The 20,736-nt window shown below is 70.0% G+C and carries 16 protein-coding genes; 7 read left to right on the forward strand and 9 right to left on the reverse strand.

Going from position 1 to position 20,736, the window contains the following annotated elements; translation table 11 throughout:
- From VIP82_RS01695 to VIP82_RS01705, 3 genes are all read left to right on the forward strand, one after another.
- Nucleotides 1-1,145: hypothetical protein (locus VIP82_RS01695; RefSeq protein WP_331905569.1), on the forward strand; the 1,145-nt coding region annotated here is incomplete at its 5' end.
- An 87-nt stretch (nucleotides 1,146-1,232) separates the two neighbouring features.
- Nucleotides 1,233-1,625 (forward strand): YrdB family protein, encoded by a 393-nt coding sequence (locus VIP82_RS01700; protein ID WP_308868181.1) that lies wholly within the window; start codon nucleotides 1,233-1,235, stop codon nucleotides 1,623-1,625.
- Entirely contained in the window at nucleotides 1,622-3,013 is a 1,392-nt protein-coding gene (locus tag VIP82_RS01705; protein ID WP_331905570.1) for an FAD-binding oxidoreductase, read from the forward strand. Before VIP82_RS01700 ends, VIP82_RS01705 begins: the two co-directional genes overlap by 4 nt.
- 74 nt (nucleotides 3,014-3,087) lie before the next feature.
- On the opposite strand, the gene VIP82_RS01710 is transcribed toward VIP82_RS01705, so the two are convergent.
- The 6 genes from VIP82_RS01710 to VIP82_RS01735 form a co-directional block, all read right to left on the reverse strand.
- The gene (locus tag VIP82_RS01710; RefSeq protein ID WP_331905571.1) at nucleotides 3,088-3,867 is read right to left on the reverse strand and encodes a glucosamine-6-phosphate deaminase; all 780 of its coding nucleotides are present in this window, start codon (nucleotides 3,865-3,867) and stop codon (nucleotides 3,088-3,090) included.
- The gene (locus tag VIP82_RS01715) at nucleotides 3,860-4,834 is read right to left on the reverse strand and encodes an ROK family protein (RefSeq protein ID WP_331905572.1); all 975 of its coding nucleotides are present in this window, start codon (nucleotides 4,832-4,834) and stop codon (nucleotides 3,860-3,862) included. The genes VIP82_RS01710 and VIP82_RS01715 overlap by 8 nt, the downstream gene beginning before the upstream one ends.
- Before the next feature lie 43 nt (nucleotides 4,835-4,877).
- Nucleotides 4,878-5,795 (reverse strand): carbohydrate ABC transporter permease, encoded by a 918-nt coding sequence (locus VIP82_RS01720; protein WP_331905573.1) that lies wholly within the window; start codon nucleotides 5,793-5,795, stop codon nucleotides 4,878-4,880.
- Complete coding sequence (locus VIP82_RS01725; RefSeq protein ID WP_331905574.1) at nucleotides 5,795-6,775, reverse strand: carbohydrate ABC transporter permease; 981 nt, start codon at nucleotides 6,773-6,775, stop codon at nucleotides 5,795-5,797. Before VIP82_RS01725 ends, VIP82_RS01720 begins: the two co-directional genes overlap by 1 nt.
- A gap of 76 nt (nucleotides 6,776-6,851) precedes the next feature.
- Nucleotides 6,852-8,186, reverse strand: a complete 1,335-nt coding sequence (locus VIP82_RS01730; protein WP_331905575.1) for an extracellular solute-binding protein — start codon at nucleotides 8,184-8,186, stop codon at nucleotides 6,852-6,854.
- Nucleotides 8,187-8,322: 136 nt separating this feature from the next.
- Nucleotides 8,323-9,519, reverse strand: coding sequence for an ROK family transcriptional regulator (locus VIP82_RS01735; protein ID WP_331905576.1), 1,197 nt, complete (start codon nucleotides 9,517-9,519; stop codon nucleotides 8,323-8,325).
- Nucleotides 9,520-9,739: 220 nt separating this feature from the next.
- Between VIP82_RS01735 and VIP82_RS01740 the strand changes: the two genes are divergently transcribed.
- Nucleotides 9,740-11,773 carry a L,D-transpeptidase family protein gene (locus VIP82_RS01740; RefSeq protein ID WP_331905577.1) on the forward strand — a complete coding sequence of 678 codons (2,034 nt, stop codon included), beginning with the start codon at nucleotides 9,740-9,742 and terminating at the stop codon, nucleotides 11,771-11,773.
- A 71-nt stretch (nucleotides 11,774-11,844) separates the two neighbouring features.
- Here VIP82_RS01740 and VIP82_RS01745 read toward each other — a convergent pair whose 3' ends face one another.
- The gene (locus tag VIP82_RS01745; RefSeq protein WP_331905578.1) at nucleotides 11,845-14,058 is read right to left on the reverse strand and encodes an NADP-dependent isocitrate dehydrogenase; all 2,214 of its coding nucleotides are present in this window, start codon (nucleotides 14,056-14,058) and stop codon (nucleotides 11,845-11,847) included.
- A 212-nt stretch (nucleotides 14,059-14,270) separates the two neighbouring features.
- Here VIP82_RS01745 and VIP82_RS01750 point away from each other — a divergent pair, with 212 nt between their 5' ends.
- Together VIP82_RS01750 and VIP82_RS01755 are read left to right on the forward strand one after the other, a co-directional pair.
- Complete coding sequence (locus tag VIP82_RS01750; RefSeq protein ID WP_331905579.1) at nucleotides 14,271-14,723, forward strand: GNAT family N-acetyltransferase; 453 nt, start codon at nucleotides 14,271-14,273, stop codon at nucleotides 14,721-14,723.
- Nucleotides 14,724-14,883: 160 nt separating this feature from the next.
- On the forward strand, nucleotides 14,884-15,852 hold the full coding sequence (locus VIP82_RS01755; RefSeq protein ID WP_331905580.1) for an acetylxylan esterase: 969 nt from the start codon (nucleotides 14,884-14,886) through the stop codon (nucleotides 15,850-15,852).
- 84 nt (nucleotides 15,853-15,936) lie between these two features.
- Here the strand turns inward: VIP82_RS01755 and VIP82_RS01760 are convergent, their stop codons facing one another.
- Nucleotides 15,937-18,072 carry an alpha-galactosidase gene (locus VIP82_RS01760; protein WP_331905581.1) on the reverse strand — a complete coding sequence of 712 codons (2,136 nt, stop codon included), beginning with the start codon at nucleotides 18,070-18,072 and terminating at the stop codon, nucleotides 15,937-15,939.
- Nucleotides 18,069-19,091 (reverse strand): LacI family DNA-binding transcriptional regulator, encoded by a 1,023-nt coding sequence (locus VIP82_RS01765; protein WP_331905582.1) that lies wholly within the window; start codon nucleotides 19,089-19,091, stop codon nucleotides 18,069-18,071. Before VIP82_RS01765 ends, VIP82_RS01760 begins: the two co-directional genes overlap by 4 nt.
- A gap of 292 nt (nucleotides 19,092-19,383) precedes the next feature.
- Between VIP82_RS01765 and VIP82_RS01770 the strand changes: the two genes are divergently transcribed.
- Complete coding sequence (locus VIP82_RS01770; protein WP_331905583.1) at nucleotides 19,384-20,697, forward strand: ABC transporter substrate-binding protein; 1,314 nt, start codon at nucleotides 19,384-19,386, stop codon at nucleotides 20,695-20,697.
- Nucleotides 20,698-20,736: the final 39 nt, after the last annotated feature.

Here is a 20,736-nt window from a genome sequence, read left to right on the forward strand (position 1 = left end):
TCGTCGTCGTCGGCGGCGTCATGGCGGCAGCCGTCGGGCTTCCGCCGGCAGCACCCGCGCCCGCACCGACGAGCGTCGTCGACTCCACTGTCCTCACCCCCGCGGAGGTGACCGAGACCGAAGAGGCCGGCGAGGGCATCCTGCAGCTGCCGGCGCCCGGTCCGGGCCCGTCGGACGTCCCCGTGATCGCGGAGCTCGGCACTGTGGAGGAAGGGCAGACCGACGACGGAGCCGCTCCCCGCAACGACGGCACCCCCGGCGCCGGCGACAACCCCGGCGCCGGAACACCACCGCAGGAGGGCAACAGCGGCGCCGCAAACGGCAATGCCGGCAACGGCGGTGCCGACAACGGCGGTGCCGAGAACGGCGCCGGCAACGGCAACCCGGGTGAGAACGGCACCCCCACGAACGGCACGGGCAGCGGCAACGGCGGAACCACCGGGAACGGCGGGACCACCGGCAACGGCACCCCGACGAACGGCACCGGCAACGGCAACGGCGGCAACACCGGTGAGGGGAACGGCGCCGAGAACGGCAAGCCGAGCTCGTCCGGAGTTCGGAACGGCAAGACCAACGCCTCCGGAATGGCCGCTGTGCTCGACCCCGAGATCCTCTTCGGTGCGAACGGCGACACGGAGGCACACGAGGGAACGACCGGATCAGGGCCGGCGCGCGCCGGTCACGGGGGCCGTCCGGCGGGTCAGACGCCCGCCGCACCGACCGCGACGGCAGGACTGGTCCACGTGATGGACTCCGAAACGGATGCCGCGCCCGGCCAGTCCGGGCGCGAGGCGAGGGGCACCACCCACGCCGCCACGACGCCTGCGGCCCTGGGGACTCCGGCGAACGCGGTGACGCCGTCCGGGCCGTCGTCCGGTTCACCTTCTGGGACTCCGGCGACCCCGGCTCAATCCGCCGCCCAGCCGGCCGGCCCGGCAACGCCCCCCGGCCAGCCCACGACGCCACGTCTCCTGCTGCCCGCCCCGTCGACAGCGTCCGAAGCGACGACACCGGCGAACCCGGCGGCGCCTGTCGAATCGGTCGCGCCGGCAGCGCCGGCCGACGGGACGACGCCGATGATGTCGGTCCCGCCGATCCTGCCGACCGCCCCTGCCCTCATCGCGAGCGCCACGGTCGCGCCGTAGCCTCGCCGTCTGCGCGGCCCGAGCGCCGCGTCGCGCGGGCAGAGCTCGAGGCGGCTGCGCCGGGGCCTCCGCCGTAGACTGGAGGTCATGTCCGACACGCCGAACGTCACGCCCGCACCGCCCGCCGAACCGGCGCCCGGAACCCGCGCGCCGCTCTCGGCGATCGACCTGGTCGCGTTCGTGTGCGAGATCTTCGCCTTCGGCACCCTCGCACTGTGGGGCTTCACGATGTGGCCGTTCCCCTGGAACATCGTCGCGGGCATCGCAGCGCCTGCCGTCGCCATCCTGCTGTGGGCTCTGTTCGTGTCGCCCCGCGCCGTGTTCGCGGTGCACCCGTTCGTGCGTGCGATCGTCGAGCTGCTCGTGTACGCGTCGGCGACGATCGCGTGGTGGTCGATGGGCAACGCCTGGATCGGGCTCGCGTTCGGCGTCGTCGCGGTCACCGCGGGGGTCATCGCCGGCCGCCGGCGTCTGTCGTGACTCCGGGCGCGGACGCGCTCGCCCTCCTGAGCGCGGAACTCGGCGACCGCGTCGACACCTCGCCCGAGTCGCTCTCCACCGCCCGCGCCGACAAGTCGGGGCACGCCGCATCCGGTCAGCCGATCGCCGTCGTCCACGCGCGCAGCGTCGCGGATGTCCAGCAGACCCTCCGCATCGCTACCCGCACCGGGACCCCCGTCGTCACACGCGGCGCCGGGACCGGCCTCGCAGGCGGCGCGAACGCGGGCCGGGGCGAGATCGCCCTCTCGGTGCGCGGGATGGACCGCATCCTCGAGGTGCGCCCCGACGATCTGCTCGCCGTCGTCGAGCCCGGCATCCTCAACGCCGACCTCAACGCCGCGCTCGAGCCGTACGGGCTGTGGTGGGCGCCCGACCCCGCGAGCCGCGCCATCTCCACCGTCGGCGGCAACATCGCCACCGGCGCCGGCGGCCTGCTCTGCGCCAAGTACGGCGTCGTGCGCGACGCCGTTCTGGGTGTCGACCTCGTGCTCGCCGACGGGCGCCTGTTGCAGCTCGGCCACCGCACCGTCAAGGGCGTGACCGGCCTCGACCTGACCTCGCTGGTCATCGGCTCCGAGGGGACTCTCGGCGTCGTCGTAGGCGCCACGCTCAAGCTCCGTCGGCTCGTGCCGGGAGAGGTCTGCACGATCGCGGCCACCTTCCCCGACGTGCGGAGGGCTGCTGAGGCGTCCGCCGCCGTCACCGCCTCCGGCGCGCAGCCAGCGATCATGGAGCTGATGGATGCCGCTTCCCTCGCCGCCGTGCACGCCCTCCTCTCGCTCGACGCGCCCACGCCTGGGGCCGCCCAGCTCACGATCCAGACCGACGGACCCGCTGCGGCGGCGGAGGCCGACGCGATCGCGGCCGTCCTGCGCATCGCCGGCGGCAACGTCGCCCTCTCGCACGACCGTGCAGAGGGCGAGCGACTGCTCACGATCCGGCGGTCGATGCATCCGGCCATGGAGTCACTCGGCACGGCGCTGATCGAAGACGTCTCGGTGCCCCGCAGCGCCCTCCCCGCCATGTTCGACGAGATCGCCCGCGTCGAGCGCGAGCACGGGATCGTCATCCCGACCGTCGCGCACGCCGGCGACGGCAACCTGCACCCGAACTTCATCTTCGCCGGCGAGCCGGACGAGTTCGGCGTGGTCGAGGCGCCCGAGCACGTCTGGGCGGCCGCCGACGACCTCTTCCGCGCCGCGCTCCGGCTCGGCGGCACGCTCACCGGCGAGCACGGCGTCGGTGTGCTGAAGCGCCGCTGGCTCGCCGACGAGCTGGGCGAGGACCAGTGGGAGCTGCAGCGGCAGATCGCCCGCGTCTTCGACCCTCAGGGCATCCTCAACCCCGGCAAGGTCTTCGCCCCCTGAGCCCCGGCCGGGGTTCACCGGGCGTCGCGCCCCTGTCTCGTCGCCGAGACCAGGTGTTGCCGTCAGCCTGGAGCTCAGATGCCCTGCCAGTCGGGCTTGTTGTCGTAGGCGTAGCGGTAGTAGTCGGCACGGGCGAGCTGCGATGCGGCCGCCTCGTCGACGACCACCGTCGCGCGCGGGTGCAGCTGGATCGCGGAGCCGGGCAGCGACGCCGACAGGGGGCCCTCGACGGCACCCGCGACCGCCGTCGCCTTGCCCTCGCCGAACGCCAGCAGCACGAGGTGACGCGCGCGGAGGATCGTGCCGAGCCCCTGCGTGATGCAGTGCATGGGCACGTCGTCGACGGAGGCGAAGAAGCGCGCGTTGTCGCGGCGCGTCTGCTCGGTCAGCGTCTTCACGCGCGTGTGCGAGGCGAACGACGAGCCCGGCTCGTTGAAGCCGATGTGGCCGTCGGTGCCGATGCCGAGGATCTGCAGGTCGATCCCGCCCGCCTCACGGATGGCGGCCTCGTACTCCTCGCCGTGGTGCTCGATGCCCTCGGGGGTGCCGTCCGGCGTGCGGATGCGCGACGGGTCGAGCCCGAGCGGCTCGACGACCTCGCGCGTGATGACCGAGCGGTAGCTCTCGGGGTGCGCGGGGTCGATGCCGACGTACTCGTCGAGCGCGAACCCGCGCACGCGCGACACGTCGACGCCCTCCAGGCGCGTGCGCAGCGCCTCGTAGACGGGCAGGGGCGTCGACCCGGTCGCGAGCCCCAGGACCGTCTCGGGGTTCGCGCGCAGGAGACCGGCGATGTGGTCGGCGACGAGCGCCCCGGCCGCTGCCTTGTCTCGGACGATGACGATCTCAGCCATGGACCAATGCCTCCTCGGCGTCGTGTGTGGCATCGCCGTCCGCACCCACCAGAGCCGCGCCGAGTGCGGCGGCCGGGGATCCCGGCGGCAGCAGCTCGACCCGTTCGGTCAGATGCAGCGAGCGCATGAACGGGGATGCCTCGGCGCTGGCCGACAGCTCGGCTGCGACATCCGTCATCAGTCGATCGCCCAAAGCCGTCACACCCCCTCCGAGCACCACGATATCGACGTCGGCCGTCAGCACCAGTACCCGCACGGCCGCCGCGACGCCGCGAGCCAATCCGGCACGCAGCTGGAGCGCCGACGGATCGCCGTCGTCCGCGGCGTCGAAGACGTCGCGCACCGGCAGCGCCGAGCGCTTCGCCCACCGCTCGGCGATCGCGCCGCCGCCCGCGAAGGCCTCGATGCAGCCGCGCTGACCGCACCGGCAGAGCGGGCCGTTCGGGTCGACGGAGATGTGGCCGACCTCGCCGGCTGTGCCGCGCGCGCCGCGCCACAGCACGCCGTCCGACACGATGCCCGCGGCGATGCCGGTGCCGAGATTGAGGTACGCCATCGAGCCCGGCGCAGGAGAGCCGTTGCGCGTGTGCAGCGCGTGCGCGCCGAGCGCGGCGGCCTTCACGTCGTTCTCGACCTGCACCGGGGCGATCAGCTGCGGGGCCACGAGCCTCAGCTGCGGGGCCACCATGGTCGCGAGGTCGAGCTCGTCGACGCCGAGGTTCACCGCGTGCACCACGCGGCCGGTGCCCGGCTCGATCTGCCCCGGGATGCCGACTCCGACCGACCGCACGGCCGAGAGGTCCACGCCCGCTTCGGCCCCGAGGGCGCGCACGGCGTCCACGACCGTCTGGGCGACGGCATCCGGGCCCCAGCCGGTGGCCATGCGGATGCGCCCGGCGATCGCTCCTGCGGCGTCCACCGCGACGGCGTCGGTCTTGGTGCCGCCCACGTCCAGCCCGACCTTCATCGGCCGGCCTCCCCATGGAAGGCCGCGTCGTACCGCGTGCGCATCAGCCCTTGACCGCCCCCGCGACGAGTCCGCTGGTCATGCGGCCCTGGACGATCACGAAGAACACGATCACGGGGATCGCGACGATGGAGGAGGCCGCCATCACCTCGCCCCAGTCGATGGCCCGGCTCGAGCTCTGCTGCACGAAACCGCGCAGCCACAGCGGCAGGGTCTGGTTCTCGGCGTTCATGATCACGAGGGCGACCGTGAACTCGTTCCAGCACTGCAGGAAGGCGAACACGCCGGAGGCGACGAGCCCGGGCGCGAGCAGCGGCAGGGTGATGCGCATGAACGCCTGGGTGCGGCTGAGGCCGTCGACCATCGCCGCCTCCTCGAGCTCGGCGGGGACGCCGACCACGAAGCCGCGCAGCATCCACACGGTGAACGGCACGACGGCCGCGATGTACAGCAGGCTGAGGCCGAAGATGTTCGAGAGCAGCCCCAGTTCGCTCATCATCTTGTACTGCGCGATGAACAGGCCCTCGGCCGGCAGCATCTGGATGACGAGGATCGCGAGGATGAACGAGATGCGCCCACGGAAGCGGAACCGGCTGATCGCCACCGATGCGAGGAAGGCGAACAGCAGGCAGAAGAACACCGCGATGATCGTGACCGACAGGCTGATGCCCAGCGCGCTGAAGAACGAGCCGTCGATCACGCCGCGGTAGTTGGCGAACGAGCCGCCGAACGGGACGAAGGTCGGCGTGAACGATTCCAGCGTCGCCGACGAGAGCATCGACGAGTTGAACATCCAGTAGACCGGGAACACCCAGATCAGCGCGACGAGGATCGCCAGGATGCTCCAACCCCAGGTCGCGGCGGAGCCGCGCCGGCGGCGCTTCGGGGCAGGCGCCGCGGGGCGGGCGGATGCCGACCGGGACGGCGCCGGCGTGGGCGCGAGTTGTGCGGACGCGGACATCAGACCTGGTCCTCCTTCAAGAGACTGCGGATGTAGAACCAGCTGAGGACGATCGTGAGCGCGAGGACGAAGATCGCCATCGCCGCGCCCTGACCGAAGTTGAGGCCGGCGACGCCCATCTTGTAGATGTACGTGCCCAGCAGGTCGTAGTCGCTCGAGTTCGAGCCGGCGTCCTGCAGCATCGTGATCTGCGTGAAGACGCGCAGATCCCAGATGAGGTTGAGGAGCAGCACGATCATGATCACCGGGCGGATGATCGGCAGCACGATGTACTGCAGACGCTGCCAGCCGGTCGCGCCGTCGAGCTGGCTGGCCTCGACCATCTCGGTCGACACCTGCGTGAGGCCGGCGTAGGCCGAGAACGCGACGAAGGGCACCGACATCCACGTCACGATGATCGACGCGACGATGAAGAAGACGAACGGCTCGCCGCCGATCCAGTTGAACTGGTTCATGTCGACGCCCGGGATGAGGTCGAGAAGATAGTTGACGACGCCGCGACGACGGTCGAACAGCCAGATCCACACCGTCATCGCCGCGACCACGGGCATGGCCCAGGCCAGCAGCAGCGCGATCTGCAGCGTGATGCGAACGCCCGACGGGACGCGGGTCATCAGCAGCGCGAGCGCCATGCCGATGACCACCGTGATCAGCGCGGTGACGAGGCAGAAGATCACCGAGCGGATCGCGACCTCCCAGAAGGTGGGGCTGGTGGCCACCGCGATGTAGTTCTCGAGTCCGACGAAGTCGGGGGCCTTCCCGCCGAGCTGTTGCAGCGCGCCGTACTTCTGGAAGGACGTGATGACCTGCCACACGACGGGATAGCCCATGCCGAACAGCAGGATCGCGATCGCGGGGACGAGCAGAGCGTAGGGAACGCGTGAGCGGCGGCGGCCGCCGACGGATGCGTCGGTGTCGGCGTCGCGGCCGGCGCCGCGCGTGCCGGACGCTTTCAGTGTGGTGGGGGCAGGAACAGCCATGCCCGCCTCCTTCAGGGGTATCGCAGGGGACCGGGGTCGCGGACGCGTGTCCGCGACCCCGGGATTGATGAAGGTCTCAGCCGTTGATGATGGCGTCGATCTTCTCGTCGTACTCCGCGGCCAGCTCCGGGATGTCGCCACCCGCGGCGACCTTGCCGAAGAACTCCTCGAGGATCTTCTGACCCTCGACAGCGGCCCAGCCGGGTGCGGCCGGGGTGAGCTTCGAGTTCAGTGCCGAGTCGATGAGCGCCGAGGCGAAGATGTCGTCACCCAGCGAGTCGACGAACTTCGTGTTCGCGGGGCCGAGGCCGTTCTCGCCGAGCATCTGCTGGTACTCGTCGGAGAAGATGATGCGCATCAGCTCCTTGGCGCCCGCCTGCTTCTCGCTCTTCGCCGAGATGCCGATGTTCGAGCCGCCGGCGAAGACGGGAGCCGCCTCGCCCGCGGTCGTGCCCGGGAGGGGGAAGACGCCGAAGGTGTCGTCGTTCCACTCGCGGACCTCCGACACGGTGCCGTCGTCAGCGGTCTTCTCCTCGACGAAGTCGCCGATCGACCAGTGCGCCCAGCCGGGTGCGATGATCGTGGCGGCCGTCGGCGGGTTGCCGTTCTTGTCGTTGTTGATGTTGACCCACGGCGTGCTGTCGTCCTCGGTCGCCGGAGCGTTGGAGGCGTTCGTGAACAGGTCCTGGAACTGCTCGAGGCCCGTGATCGTCTTCTCGTCGCTCAGCGTCGAAACCCACTTGTCGCCGTCCTGCTCAGCGAGCTCGCCGCCGTTGGCGAAGATCCACGAGACGCCGTTGCGCCAGTCCTCGCCGCCGATGTAGAAGCCCGACTGATCGGCCGTGCGCAGCGTCTTGACGTCCTCGTTGAACTCTTCGAGGGTCGTGGGCACCTCGAGGCCTGCGGCCTCCCAGATGTCCTTGCGGTAGGTGATGTAGCGCGAGCCGAAGTAGTACGGCAGCGCGTACTGCGCGCCGTCGACCGTGCCGACATCGACGAACGACTGGAGCAGGTCTGACCCGCCGAGGTCGTCGTAGATCTCGCTCAAGTCGCTGAACGCGCCCGAGGTGGTGAACGTCGGCGACCAGGTGTTGCCGATCTCGGTCACATCGGGGGTGTTCTTCGCGTCGGGCAGCTGGTTGGCCAGCTTGGTCAGCGCGTCGCCCCAGGACTGCTCCTCGATCGTGAGGGTGCCGCCGGTCGCCTTGCTGTACTCGTCCTTCAGATACTCGCGCAGCTCATCGGGGGTGTCTCCGCCCATGACCCAGAACGTGATGTCCTGGTTCTTGGCGCCGTCGGGGTCGAACCCCGAGGCGTCGTCCGATCCACCGGGGGTGGTCCCGCCGGCGCAGCCGGCGAGCACCAGTGCCGAGGCGCCGATGAGCGCCACGGCTCCAAGCGTCTTCTTCATGGTGTCTTCCTTCGTGTGTTCTCTTGGTGTTCGGGTGGGCCGGGTGACCCATCCGGGGGGAACCGGGGCTTCCGGGGTGTGACCCGGAGGGTGGGACCGGGGTTCCGTGCGGAACCTCCGGAGGGACAGCGCTGTGTCAGGACACCCCGAGTTGTCCTGACAGGACCATGACGGCCGCGCCGCGCAGGACGATGTCCTGGCCTTGCTCCGTCATCCGCACTCGCACGCCTTCGTCCACGGACGGCGCGAGCGTGCGCGCGCGGAGGGTCTCGACGGTTTGTTCCGCAAGGGAGCCGCCGAGAAGTTCAGGGGGGCCGGACAGCACGATCTCCGACACGTCCAGCGCACCGACGACGGGGGCGAGCGCGATGCCCAGCCGCTCCCCCGCGTCACGCAGGATGCCCTCGTGCGCCTCGGAATCGGATGCCGCGCTCAGCCGGGACGACAGCGAGGGCACCGACAGCCACGCCTCGAGGCATCCGACCTTGCCGCACGCGCATTGCGGGCCGCCGTCGGTGCCGACCGTGACGTGGCCGATCTCACCCGCGGCGAAACGGCTGCCGCGCATGGGCTGACCGGCCAGCAGGAGCCCCGAGCCGACGCCTCGCCCGACCTTGACCAGCAGCACGTCGTCGGGGGCGCCGCCGAACGTGTACTCGGCGAGCACGGCGGCGTTGGCGTCGTTGGCGACCAGGACGGGAACCCCGAGCGCGCTGCGCAGCGCACCCTCGAGATCGAAGCCGGCCCAGCCGAAGTTCGGCGCCGTCAGGATCACACCCTGGTCATCGACCACACCCGGGGTGCCGACGCCGATGCCGAGCACCGGGGCGTGGGAGTCTGCGACGAGCGCACGCGCCAGCTCGACGACCGTGGCGACGACGTCCTCGTCGGCGGGGAGCGCGACTTCGCGACGCGCGACGATGCTGCCGTCGAGCGTCAGCACCGCGCCGATGAAGGTGTCGCTGCCGGAGAGGTCGAGCCCGACGATGCGATGCCCGGCGTGGTCGAGGTCGACCAGGATCGCGGGCTTGCCCGGACCGGACGCCTCGCGCACGCCCATCTCTGCCACGAAGCCGTCGGCGATGAGCTCGCCGACCAGGTCGGAGATGGTGACGCGCGTGAGGCCGGTCTCTCGGGAGAGGTCGGCCCGGCTCATCGCGCCCTGGTGGAAGAGGGTCTGGAGCACGAGCGCGCGGTTGTGGCCGCGGGCGTGCTCGGGGAGTACCTTGGTCCCCTGTCGCAGCGTGCGGCCGGGGACGAAGGCGTGAGCGTTCGCGGTGCTGTGCGGCGCGTCGGCGAGGGATGGCCCGCGCTGCGCTTCCGTGTGGGACATGTTTGTTAGTAGACCTTACGAACCCGCATTCCGCAAGTCCTCAGCACCTATTTGCGCGGATGCTTTACAAAACCGTGACCTACCGGACACGCGCGGCTGCTGCAGACGTCCCCGGTTTCCCCCTGTGACCGGCGATTCGTCCGTGATGAGGCCGTGACCATGCGAGCGGTTCGCGTCGCTTACCATAAGGGGAAGCGTTGATCACAGTCGGGGGTGTGGCGTGACAGATCTGGCGACCCAGCCGCATGCCGAAAAGGCGTCCGGGGACGACGCCGTCGAGGGCGAGCAGGACGTCGACAGCGAGGCAACGGCCACGGCCGATTCCGCGCCGTCGTCTGCCATGGACGAGAAGGATGCCGTGACTCAGACGGATGTCGTGACGGAGGACTCTGTCGCGCCCGCAGCCGGGTCCGAGGACTCCGCCGCCGCAGAGGCAGAGGCGGACACCGCCGAGGAGCAGGAGACGGATGCCGTCGCGGACGCGGAGGCCGAGGCTGAAGCGCCCCAAGCCGACACGGACGCGTCTGAAGCCGAAACCGATGTGCCTGAAGCCGAGCCAGATGCGCCTGAGGCCGAGCCTGAGGTCGAAGCGGCCGAGACCGAGACCGAGGCGCCTGAAGCCGACACCGAGCCCGACCTGCCTGAGGCTGAGCCAGAGACCGAGCCCGAGGCTGTCCCCGACGCCGAGCCGGAAGACGACAGCACGACCGAGCCGGCCGCCGTCCGCGAGGCGGAAGCAGGCTCCGCTGCCGCCGTCGACTCCGGTGCCGATCTCGAGACGGTCGCCGTGGCCACGGCTGTTCTCGCACCCGCCGGTCCCGTGCCCTCCCCGGCCACGACGCCCACTGAGACCGCGGCCGATGGCTCGGGGTACGCGTGGGCGCCCGCGGAGCCGAAGGCCAAGAAGAAGCACACCGCCCTCTGGATCAGTGCGGCCGCCGGCGTCGCCGTCCTCGGCCTCGTCGTCACCTCGCTGCTGCTGATCGCCCCGGGCACAACGGTCGCCGGTGTTCCGGTCGGCTGGATGACGCCCGGTGCCGCCGCCGGCGCGATCGAGCAGCGGCTGGCCGAGACCACGGTGGTGCTCACCGGCGAGGGCGGCGACGTCGAGGTCACAGGCGCCGAACTGGGAGCGTCGGTCGACGCCCAGGCCCTCGCCGACGCAGCCTTCGCCGAGCACCCGATGTGGAACCCGACGGCGTGGTTCGCTCAGACCGGCGCCGAGGTCGAGATCGATGCGACGACCGCGGCCGAGGCTTTGCAGAATGCCGCGCCCGACCTCTTCACGGACCCGATCGACGCGACGGTCGCATACGACACCGCCTCGGCGTCGTATGTCTCGACGCCCGCCGCGTCCGGCAGCGGCATCGATGTCGCCACCGTACAGCAGGCACTTCAGGCCGCATTCGAGGCCGGCAATGCGAGCGTGAGCCTCGACCCTGTCATCGCTGAGATCCCTGCGGCGATCTCGACCGAGACCGCCGCCGACACTGCGACGAAGCTCAACGGCGTGCTCTCGAACATCGGCTTCTACGTCGGCGACGAGCGCACCGTGCCCGTGGATCCCGCGGTGGCGGCATCGTGGATCACGCTCGACCAGGGCGACGATGGCACGATCATCGTCGACGTCGACGAGCGCAAGATCCAGAGCGTCGTCGACACCTTGCCCGGCCTCGTGAACCGTGACGCCGTCAACGCGACAGTCGTGACGAACAGCGCAGGCAAGGCGCTGCCCAACCCGGTTTCCAGCGGCGTCGAGGGCCGCAGCCTCGACAGCACCGACGGCATCGCGGCCGCGTTCGCCGACCAGCTCGCCGGCGGTGACGGCGTCTACGAGCTGTCGATCACCGCGACCCCGTTCATGACGACGAACCTCGCCCGGCGGATCGATGTCAACCTCAGCACGCAGCGCGCGACGCTCTTCGAGAACGATCAGGTCGTCCAGACGTTCGTGATCTCGTCGGGGGCCGCCAACACGGGCACGCCGACCGGGAACTTCACCGTCTACGCGTACACGTCCATCACCGACATGGGCGCCCTGTGCTATAACCCGAACGCGGTGAACAGCTACTGCACGGAGGACGTGCCGTGGGTCACCTGGTTCTATCCGGACATCGCCTTCCACGGAGCCAGCGCCTTCCGTTCCTCCCTCGGATATCCACAGAGCCACGGTTGCGTCAACATGTGGGACGACGCCGCGAAGTTCATCTACGACTGGTCGCGCGTCGGCACGGAAGTGTCGGTGCACTACTGACCCACACCCTGAACACATGAGAAGAGCGGATGCCCCGGGTCGGGGCATCCGCTCTTCTCGTATGTGTCTGCTCAGAGAGCGTCGATCACCGCATTGAACGTGGCGGACGGGCGCATCACGCCGGCGACGAGCTCGGCGTCGGGACGGTAGTACCCGCCGACGTCGACGGGCGAACCCTGCACGGCGACCAGCTCGCCGACGATCTGCTCCTCGTTGGCTGCCAGCGCCTCGGCCACGGGGGCGAACGCCGCCGCGAGCTCGGGATCGGCCTGCTGCTTCGCCAGCTCCTGCGTCCAGTACAGGGTCAGGTAGAAGTGGCTGCCGCGGTTGTCGATCGTGCCCAGCGCGCGTCCGGGCGACTTGTCGTTCTCGAGGAACGTGCCGGTCGCGGCATCCAGCGTGTCGGCGAGCACCTGCGCCTTCACGTTGCCGGTGAAGTCGGCGAGGTGCTCGAGCGAGGCGGCGAGCGCGAAGAACTCTCCGAGCGAATCCCAGCGGAGGTAGTCCTCCTGCAGGAGCTGCTGCACGTGCTTGGGAGCGGAGCCGCCTGCGCCGGTCTCGAACAGCCCGCCGCCCGCGAGGAGCGGGACGATCGAGAGCATCTTGGCGCTGGTGCCGACCTCGAGGATGGGGAAGAGGTCGGTGAGGTAGTCGCGCAGCACGTTGCCGGTCACCGAGATGGTGTCCTCGCCCTTGCGCAGGCGGTCGAGCGAGTACTGCGTGGCGTCTGCCGGCGCGAGGATCTCGATGGTGAGGCCCTCGGTGTCGTGGGCCTGAAGGTACTCCTTCACCTTCGCGATGAGCGCCGCGTCGTGCGAGCGGTTCTCGTCCAGCCAGAAGACGGCCGGGGCGCCGGTGGCGCGGGCACGCGTGACGGCGAGCTTCACCCAGTCGCGGATGGCGACGTCCTTGGTCTGGGTCGCACGCCAGATGTCGCCCGGCTGCACGGAGTGCTCGAGCAGCACGTCGCCGGCCTGGTTCACGACCTGGACGGTGCCGGCGGCCTGCAGCTCGAAGGTCTTGTCGTGGCTGCCGTACTCCTCGGCGGCCTGCGCCATGAGGCCGACGTTCGGCACGGTGCCGATCGTGGCAGGGTCGAGCGGGCCGTGCGCGATGACGTCGTCGATCACGGTCTGGTAGACGCTCGCGTAGGAGGAGTCGGGGATGACGGCCAGGGTGTCGGCCTCGCCGCCGTCTGCGCCCCACAGCTTTCCGCCGTTGCGGACGAGCGCCGGCATCGACGCGTCGACGATGACGTCGGACGGCACGTGGAGGTTCGTGATGCCCTTGTCGGAGTTGACGTACGACAGCCGCGGGGAGTCGGTGGCCGCGGCGATCGCTGCGGCGATCTCGTCGCCGCCTTCGACGTCGCCGAGGCCGGCGAGGATCGCGCCGAGTCCGTCGTTGGGGGTGAGGCCCGCCTCGGCGATCTTGTCGCCGTAGCGGTCGAAGACGTCGGCGTAGTAGGCCTTCACGACATGGCCGAAGATGATCGGGTCGCTGACCTTCATCATGGTGGCCTTGAGGTGCACCGAGTAGAGCACGTCGTCGGCCTTGGCCGTCTCGAGCGTCTCGGCGAGGAACGCGTCGAGCGCCGCCGCCGAGAGGAACGTGCTGTCGATGATCTCGCCGGGCAGCACCTTGATGCCGGTCTTCAGCGAGGTGACGGTGCCGTCGGCGGCGACGTGCTGGATCGACAGCACGTCGTCGGCGGGGATCACCGTGGTCTTCTCGTTGGACTTGAAGTCGTCGTGGCCGAGCGTGGCGACGCGGGTCTTCGAGCCCTCGGCGAACGGCTTGTTGCGGTGCGGGTGCTTGCGCGCGTAGTTCTTGACCGACAGCGGCGCACGGCGGTCGCTGTTGCCCTCGCGCAGCACGGGGTTGACGGCGGAGCCCTTGATGCGGTCGTAGCGCGCGCGCACGTCCTTGTCTTCGAGCGACTGGGCCTCGTCCGGATAGTCGGGGACGTCGTAGCCCTGCGACTGGAGCTCGGCGATGGCCGCCTTCAGCTGGGGGATCGACGCCGAGATGTTCGGCAGCTTGATGATGTTGGCCTCGGGCAGCGTCGCCAGGCCGCCGAGCTCGGCGAGCGCGTCTCCGACCTGCTGCTCGGGCGTCAGGTTCTGCGGGAACGCCGCGAGGATGCGGCCGGCGAGCGAGATGTCACGCGTCTCGACGTCCACCCCCGCCTGGCGGGTGACGGCCTGCACGATCGGCAGGAACGATGCGGTCGCGAGGGCCGGTGCCTCGTCGGTATAGGTGTAGATGATGGTCGAATCGGTCACCAGTCACGTCCTTCTTGCGGGTCGGCCATCAGCCTATCGCAAGCACCCGAGATATCTCGACGTCAAGAGATCTCGGCCTGCCGTGACACCGTGATTCCGCGGTTCCAGCCCCCCGCGATCGTCTGATAGCTCGGCGCCGCCGCGTGTGAACACCGCGTTAATCCGGAACCCGCAGAGTGCCGGATGTCGTCATCCGGGCTAGCCTGGGCCCCATGGGTGATCTGCGACTCGTCGAACTGTCCGCCGCGACCATCGTGGCGGTCAACAATCTGTCGCTGAAGCCCGGCCAGGAGGAGTACCTCTCCCCCGTCAGCTACGGCATCGCGGCGACCGTGGTGAATCCGCAGACGGCGTGGCAGCGCGTCGTGCTCGACGGCGAGGAGGTGGTCGCCTTCGTGAGCGCCAACTTCGATCCGGACGATCCGGTGGAGCACTTCCGCTCTGTGCTGTGGCGCATCAACGTCGACGCCGACGACCAGGGCCGCGGCGTCGGACGCTTCGCCGTGAAGGGCCTCATCGAAGAGGCGCGCAACCGCGGCATGGACCACGTCTGCGTCATCTACGAAGCCGGCGAAGGGGGTCCGCAGCAGTTCTTCGAGCGCGTGGGCTTCACACCGGTCGGTGAGACCGAGTACGGTGAGGTCATCGCAGAGATCCGTCTCTGACGCACAGCCGCCCGAATCCCCCGACGACTTTCCCCACACAGCGCCCGCCGGGCGCGCCAGAGACCGGCGGCGGGGCCTCGAATACCCCTCCCCCATCGAGGCCTCGTCGCCCTCTCGAAGATCGTCGAAACGCTTGCGCGGGACCCACTAGGGTGAGTCCGTGCCGAGATTCGATCTGTCCCCCGCCGAGCTCGCGGACTACGCTCCCGAGGTCCGTGAACCCGCCGATTTCGACGACTTCTGGAACGCCACGATCGCAGCGTCGCGACAGTGGGATGCCTCACCCGAGGTCACCCTGCTCGACACGCCGTACACGCTGGTCGACATCTTCGACGTCACGTTCTCCGGCTTCGGCGGCGACCCGGTCAAGGCGTGGCTCACACTGCCCGCGGGCGCGACGGGCCCCCTTCCGGCCGTCGTCGAGTACCAGGGCTACGGCGGAGGCCGCGGGCTGCCCGGCGAGCGCATCGGATGGGCCGCCGCCGGCTACGCCCACCTCTTCATGGACACTCGCGGCCAGGGCTCGATGTGGGGCTCGGGCGGCGACACGCTCGATCCGCACGGCACCGGCCCCTCGTCGTCCGGCTTCATGACCCGCGGCATCGAGGACCCCGCGACCTACTACTACCGCCGGGTCTTCACGGATGCTGTGCGCGCGGTCGACGCCGTGCGCACGCTCCCGCAGGTCGACGCCGACCGCGTGGCGGTGTGCGGCGCGAGCCAGGGCGGCGGCATCGCGATCGCCGCCGCGGGCCTCTCCGAGGGCCTCGTGGCCGTCATGCCGGACGTGCCGTTCCTCTGCCACTTCGAGCGCGCGGTGGGCCTCACCGGCGACGACCCCTACCAGGAGGTCGTGCGCTACCTGGCCGTGCACCGCGGCGCCGATGAGCGAGTCTTCGAGACGCTGTCGTACTTCGACGGCGTGAACATGGCGAAGAGAGCGGATGCCGCGGCTCTGTACTCGGTCGCTCTGATGGACACGATCTGCCCGCCGTCGACCGTCTACGCCGCGTTCAACCGGCACGAGACGGCCGACAAGCGCATCGAGGTCTACACGCACAACGGCCACGAGGGCGGTCAGGCGTTCCAGTTCCCGAAGCAGGCACGCTTCCTCGGCGCCCTCCTCTGAGCAGCAGCCTCGTCTGACCGCTCTGCGACGGGCGGGACAAACCCTGACCCGGTCGCTGAGCGAGCTTGCGAGACGACGCGCGCGTCAGACCGCCTCGAGGTGCAGGACGAACGCCTGCAGCGGCCACAGCGTCGGCAGCTGAAGACCGACCTGTGCGAGCAGCGAGCCCGGCAGCTCGATCTCACCCTCGGTGAACCACTCCGGGGCGATCCACCCGTACTCGGCGGCTCCGATCTCGCGACGCACCCGCACGCGGTAACGGCGGTCGGGATCGAGCCCCGGCAGTCGCAGCCGCTCGGCGCGCGCGTCTTCGAGACTGGCCACGGTCGCGACGACGACGACCGCGGCGTCCGCTCCGACGTACGCGGTGACGCGCCAGGCCGGATCCCGCAGTTCGGGGTGGAGCACCCGCCCGCTGTGGACGATGGGCCGCAGCTCCTTGTACAGGGCTGCGAAGCGCGTGATCGTGGCGGTCTCGTCCGCGTCGCACGACAGGATGTCCCATTCGAAGCCCGCCGAGCCCATGAGGCTCGTCGCCATCCGGTACGACAGCGCCGTGGTGCGTCCCGAGGAATGCGAGGTCGTCGGACCGACGTGCGCGCCGACGAGCTCGGGCGGCAGCAGCAGACCGGTCCAGCGCTGGATGTCCTGCCGTTCGACGGGATCGTTGGAGTCGCTCGCCCACACGCGGTCGGTGACGTCGAGGATGCCGAGGTCGGTGCGCGCGCCGCCGCTCGAGCACGACTCGATCTCGAGCGAGGGATGCGCCGCCTTCAGCTCGGCGAGCAGGGCGTACACCGCCGTCATCTGCGCGTGCCCGCCGAGGCGCCCGGCATGCACGCTCTCGACGAGATCGCGGTTGTGGTCCCACTTGATGAAGTCGATGCCGAGCTCGGCGACCAGCGCGTCGATCTGGCCGAAGACGTGCGCGTAGGCATCCGGATTCGCCAGGTCGATGACGTACTGCCCCCGCCACGACAGCGCGGCGTCGTGGTCGAGGTGTCGCGGATCATGCAGCAGCCAGTCGGGGTGCGCGCGAGCGACGTCGGAGTCGAGGCTGATCATCTCGGGCTCGAACCACAGCCCGAACTGCAGCCCGAGCTCGTGCACACGGTCGGCGAGCGGGCCGAGGCCATCGGGCCACACGGACCGGTCGACGGTCCAGTCGCCGAGGCTCGTCGAGTCGTCGCGGCGCCCCTGGAACCAGCCGTCGTCGAGCACGAACCGCTCGATCCCCACCTCGGCGGCGCGCTCGGCGAGCGCGGCGAGGCGCGCCGGATCGTGGTCGAAGTACACGGCCTCCCACGTGTTGAGGACGAGCGGGCGCGGTGAGGACGGATGCTGCGGCCGGCCCCGCAGCCACGTGTGCACGCGGTGCGCGAACCCGTCGAGCCCCGCGGTCGTGTGGACGAACGCCGCCCGGGGCGCACGGTACTCGTCCCCAGGCGCGAGCCGGACCTCGCCCGGGCGCAGCAGCTCACCGGCGCCGATGAGGGTGACGGCGTCCGTCACCCGGTCGACGCGGGTCGTGAGGTCGCTGGACCACGCGAGGTGGACGCCCCACAGCGCGCCATCGTCCCAGCGCGGAGCGCCGATGGCCGCGATCGCGGCGACGGGACTGTCGTGTCCCGGTCGTCCGCGCCGGGACTGCCGCACGGTGGCCCCGGCCGGCATCCGCGTCATGACGGGGCGCTTCTCGCGCGTCCATCGGCCGTCGAAGGTCAGCAGCATGTCGGTCGTCGACGGCACGGGCAGGGTCGCCTCGAGCCAGTCGACATCGACGGGCTCGGCATCGGGCTCCCCCTCATGAGTGAGAGCGTGCTGCACCCACACGACCCCGCCGCGCTCGATGCCGATCGTGATCGACAGACGCAGAGCGGATGCTGCATCCTGCGCCATGACGGTCAGTGAGGTGTCGTCGGACTCGACGCCGGTGACGCTCCAGCGCGGGTGGTGCACCGCCCCGTCGCGGCGCAGCTGCATGCCGGGACGGCCGCTCCAGCCGTCCGCCTCCTGCGGCGACAGCGACAGCTGCCAGGCGGCGTCCAGCGTGCCGGGAGGGGTCTGCCTGCTCAGCGCGTGAGCGAGGGCATCGGCGTCGGCATCCGTGATCCGTCCCACCGCCGCACCCCAGTGCAGCACGCGGGGAAGACCCGCACCGCGGGCGTCGACGATCACGCCGACGCCCTCGTTCTCGAGACGGATGAAGCCGGAAGTCATGCAGGGGTCCTTTCAGCGGGGGGTCGCTCGCCGGTGCCACGCGGCACCAGCCACGTCGGCATCTCGAGCTGACGTGTGAAGCCGGCCGGGTCCTGCATGCGCTCGATGGCGAGCGTCGCAGCGGCGCGACCCAGCGCCAGCGGGTCGTAGTTGATGACGGTCACGCCGAGCACATCGGCGGTGTCGAAGTCGTCGAAGCCGATCAGTGCGGTACTCCGGTCGTCGCGGTCGCGCAGCACGCGCAGCGCGGCGACCGTCACGCGGTTGTTGCCGGTGATGATGGCCGTCGGCGCGTCGTCCTGCGCGAGCAGATCCGCGATGAAGCCGTCGGCCGGCGTCGAGAGATCATCGGCGAGGCGCTCCCACCGCGAGGAGTCGACGATCCCGTAGGCGGCGAGCGCGTCGCGGTAGCCCCGCAGGCGCTCGGCCTGCGTGTACACGGATGCCGGATTGCAGATGTACCCGATGCGGCGATGGCCCCGCTCGAGCAGGCGGGTCGTGGCGTCGAACACGCCGCGATGGTTCTCCAGGACGATCGAGTCGGCCACGAGGTTGCGTGCCGGGCGGTCGATCGCGATGACCGGCGTGCCCAGGTGCCGCTCGCCCTCGAGATAGGACTGGTCCTCGGCCACCGGGATGAGCAGGAGCGCGCCGAGACGCTGACTGAGCAGAGCGTCCGCGACGCGCTCCTCGCCCTCGGCGGTGTCGTCGGTGGTCGCCACGACGAGCGAGTACCCGTTGGCGGCGAGCTCCCGCTCGATGCCGGCGGCGAGCTTGTAGTAGAACGGGTTGCTCAGCTCGCCCATGATGAAGCCGATCGTGTTCGTCGGTCCTCCGCGGCGCAGGTTCCGCGCGAGCGGGTTGGGGCGGAAGCGCAGCCTCTTGGCTGCGGCGAGCACACGTTCCACGGTGTCGGGCGCGACGAGCTCGCGGTGCGTGAAGACCCGCGACACCGTCTTCGAGCTCACGCCCGCGAGACGGGCGACGTCTTCGAGGGTCGCGCGCTGCTGAACCGTCATCGGTGAGGGCCTCCTTGCCGGGCGCTTCACGCTAGCACTCCGTCGGTTGGAATGTCTACGTGGGACATTGACGAGACATTCTTTGCCGACAGCCGCCTATGGCTGAGATGAAAGACCTGATAGATTGCGTCTTTTCTTTGCGCGAGTCCGGTCGGACAAGACAAGACAGCGCTGACATCGGACAGTTGCGGAACCGTTTCGAGTGTGTCTAATCTGACGGCGCGACGAACCACGCAACGGTGCGATGACGAGCACCGGCAGTTCAAGGGCGAACCTGACAAGGAGACATCACATGGCGAAGAAGGCACTCGCGGGCATCGCGCTGCTTGCCACCGCCGCGGTCGCGATCAGCGGCTGCGCGGGCGGCGGCGCGAGCGACGCGGACAACACGATCGACGGCGACGTGAAGGGCGACATCAAGGTCGTCACGTGGCGCACCGACCTCGTCGAGGACGGCACGTTCGACAAGTACGCCGAAGCGTTCAACAAGAAGTACCCCGACGTCAACGTCACATTCGAGGGCATCACCGACTACGCCGGCGAGATGCTCACCCGCATGAGCACCACCAACTACGGCGACGTCATCGGCATCCCCGCGATCCAGCCCGACCAGTACGAGCAGTTCCTCGAGCCGCTGGGCGACACCGCCGACTTCGAGGACACCTACCGGTTCCTGCCCGCCGCGAGCTACGACGGCACCCAGTACGGCATCGCGTTCGGCGGCAACGCCAACGGCGTCGTCTATAACAAGAAGGTCTTCGAAGAGGCGGGCGTCACCGACCTGCCCACCACCGAGGACGAGTGGCTCGACGCGCTGCAGAAGGTCGCCGACAACACCGACGCGATCCCGATGTACACGAACTACAAGGACGGCTGGCCGCTGACGCAGAGCTTCGGCAACCTCGGCGGGATCACCGACGACGCCGATGCGCCGATCACACTCGCCGAAGACCCGGCGCCCTGGACCGAGGGCACCGACATCTACGCGATCGACTCGCTGCTCTACGACACCGTCGCGGCCGGCCTCACCGAGGACGACCCGCTGACCACCAACTGGGAGCAGTCGAAGGTCGACCTGGGCACCGGCAAGATCGCCACCATGCCGCTGGGGTCGTGGGCCATCTCGCAGATGCAGGCCGCCGCCGAGGACAACGGCGGCTCCGCCGACGACATCGGCTTCATGGCGTTCCCGGCGAACGTCGACGGCACGCAGCTCGCCGTGATCGGCGGCGACTACAACCTGGCCGTGAGCAAGCACTCCAAGGCCAAGGCGGCCGCGTGGGCGTGGATCCAGTGGGTCGTCGCCGACTCGGGCTACACCGAGGCGCAGGGCATGGTCTCCCCGCTCAAGGATGCCGCGCTCCCCGACTCGCTGACCGACTTCGAGGCCGCGGGAGTCGAGCTCATGGAGATCAACCCGGCACCGGCCGGCAAGGAGGGCCTGCTCAACGAGGTCTCCAGCGACTCGCAGATCGACCTGTACGGCCCGATCTACCGCCAGAAGCTCATCGACATCGCCCGCGGCGCCGCCGACGGCGACAAGGACAGCTACTTCGCCGAGCTGAACGAGCGCTGGGGCGCATCGGTCGACAAGCTCGCCGGCTGAGCGGACGGGACGGCAGCGACATGGCCCTTGCGACACCTG

The organism is Microbacterium sp. (assembly GCF_036566905.1).
Classification (GTDB): domain Bacteria; phylum Actinomycetota; class Actinomycetes; order Actinomycetales; family Microbacteriaceae; genus Microbacterium.

Coding starts and splice junctions, on each gene's coding strand:
- VIP82_RS01730 (WP_331905575.1), bottom strand. CDS start 8,186: ATGAAGAAGACGCTTGGAGCCGTGGCGCTCATCGGCGCCTCGGCACTG.
- VIP82_RS01735 (WP_331905576.1), bottom strand. CDS start 9,519: ATGTCCCACACGGAAGCGCAGCGCGGGCCATCCCTCGCCGACGCGCCG.
- VIP82_RS01700 (WP_308868181.1), top strand. CDS start 1,233: ATGTCCGACACGCCGAACGTCACGCCCGCACCGCCCGCCGAACCGGCG.
- VIP82_RS01765 (WP_331905582.1), bottom strand. CDS start 19,091: ATGACGGTTCAGCAGCGCGCGACCCTCGAAGACGTCGCCCGTCTCGCG.
- VIP82_RS01760 (WP_331905581.1), bottom strand. CDS start 18,072: ATGACTTCCGGCTTCATCCGTCTCGAGAACGAGGGCGTCGGCGTGATC.
- VIP82_RS01770 (WP_331905583.1), top strand. CDS start 19,384: ATGGCGAAGAAGGCACTCGCGGGCATCGCGCTGCTTGCCACCGCCGCG.
- VIP82_RS01720 (WP_331905573.1), bottom strand. CDS start 5,795: ATGTCCGCGTCCGCACAACTCGCGCCCACGCCGGCGCCGTCCCGGTCG.
- VIP82_RS01710 (WP_331905571.1), bottom strand. CDS start 3,867: ATGGCTGAGATCGTCATCGTCCGAGACAAGGCAGCGGCCGGGGCGCTC.
- VIP82_RS01750 (WP_331905579.1), top strand. CDS start 14,271: ATGGGTGATCTGCGACTCGTCGAACTGTCCGCCGCGACCATCGTGGCG.
- VIP82_RS01715 (WP_331905572.1), bottom strand. CDS start 4,834: ATGAAGGTCGGGCTGGACGTGGGCGGCACCAAGACCGACGCCGTCGCG.
- VIP82_RS01725 (WP_331905574.1), bottom strand. CDS start 6,775: ATGGCTGTTCCTGCCCCCACCACACTGAAAGCGTCCGGCACGCGCGGC.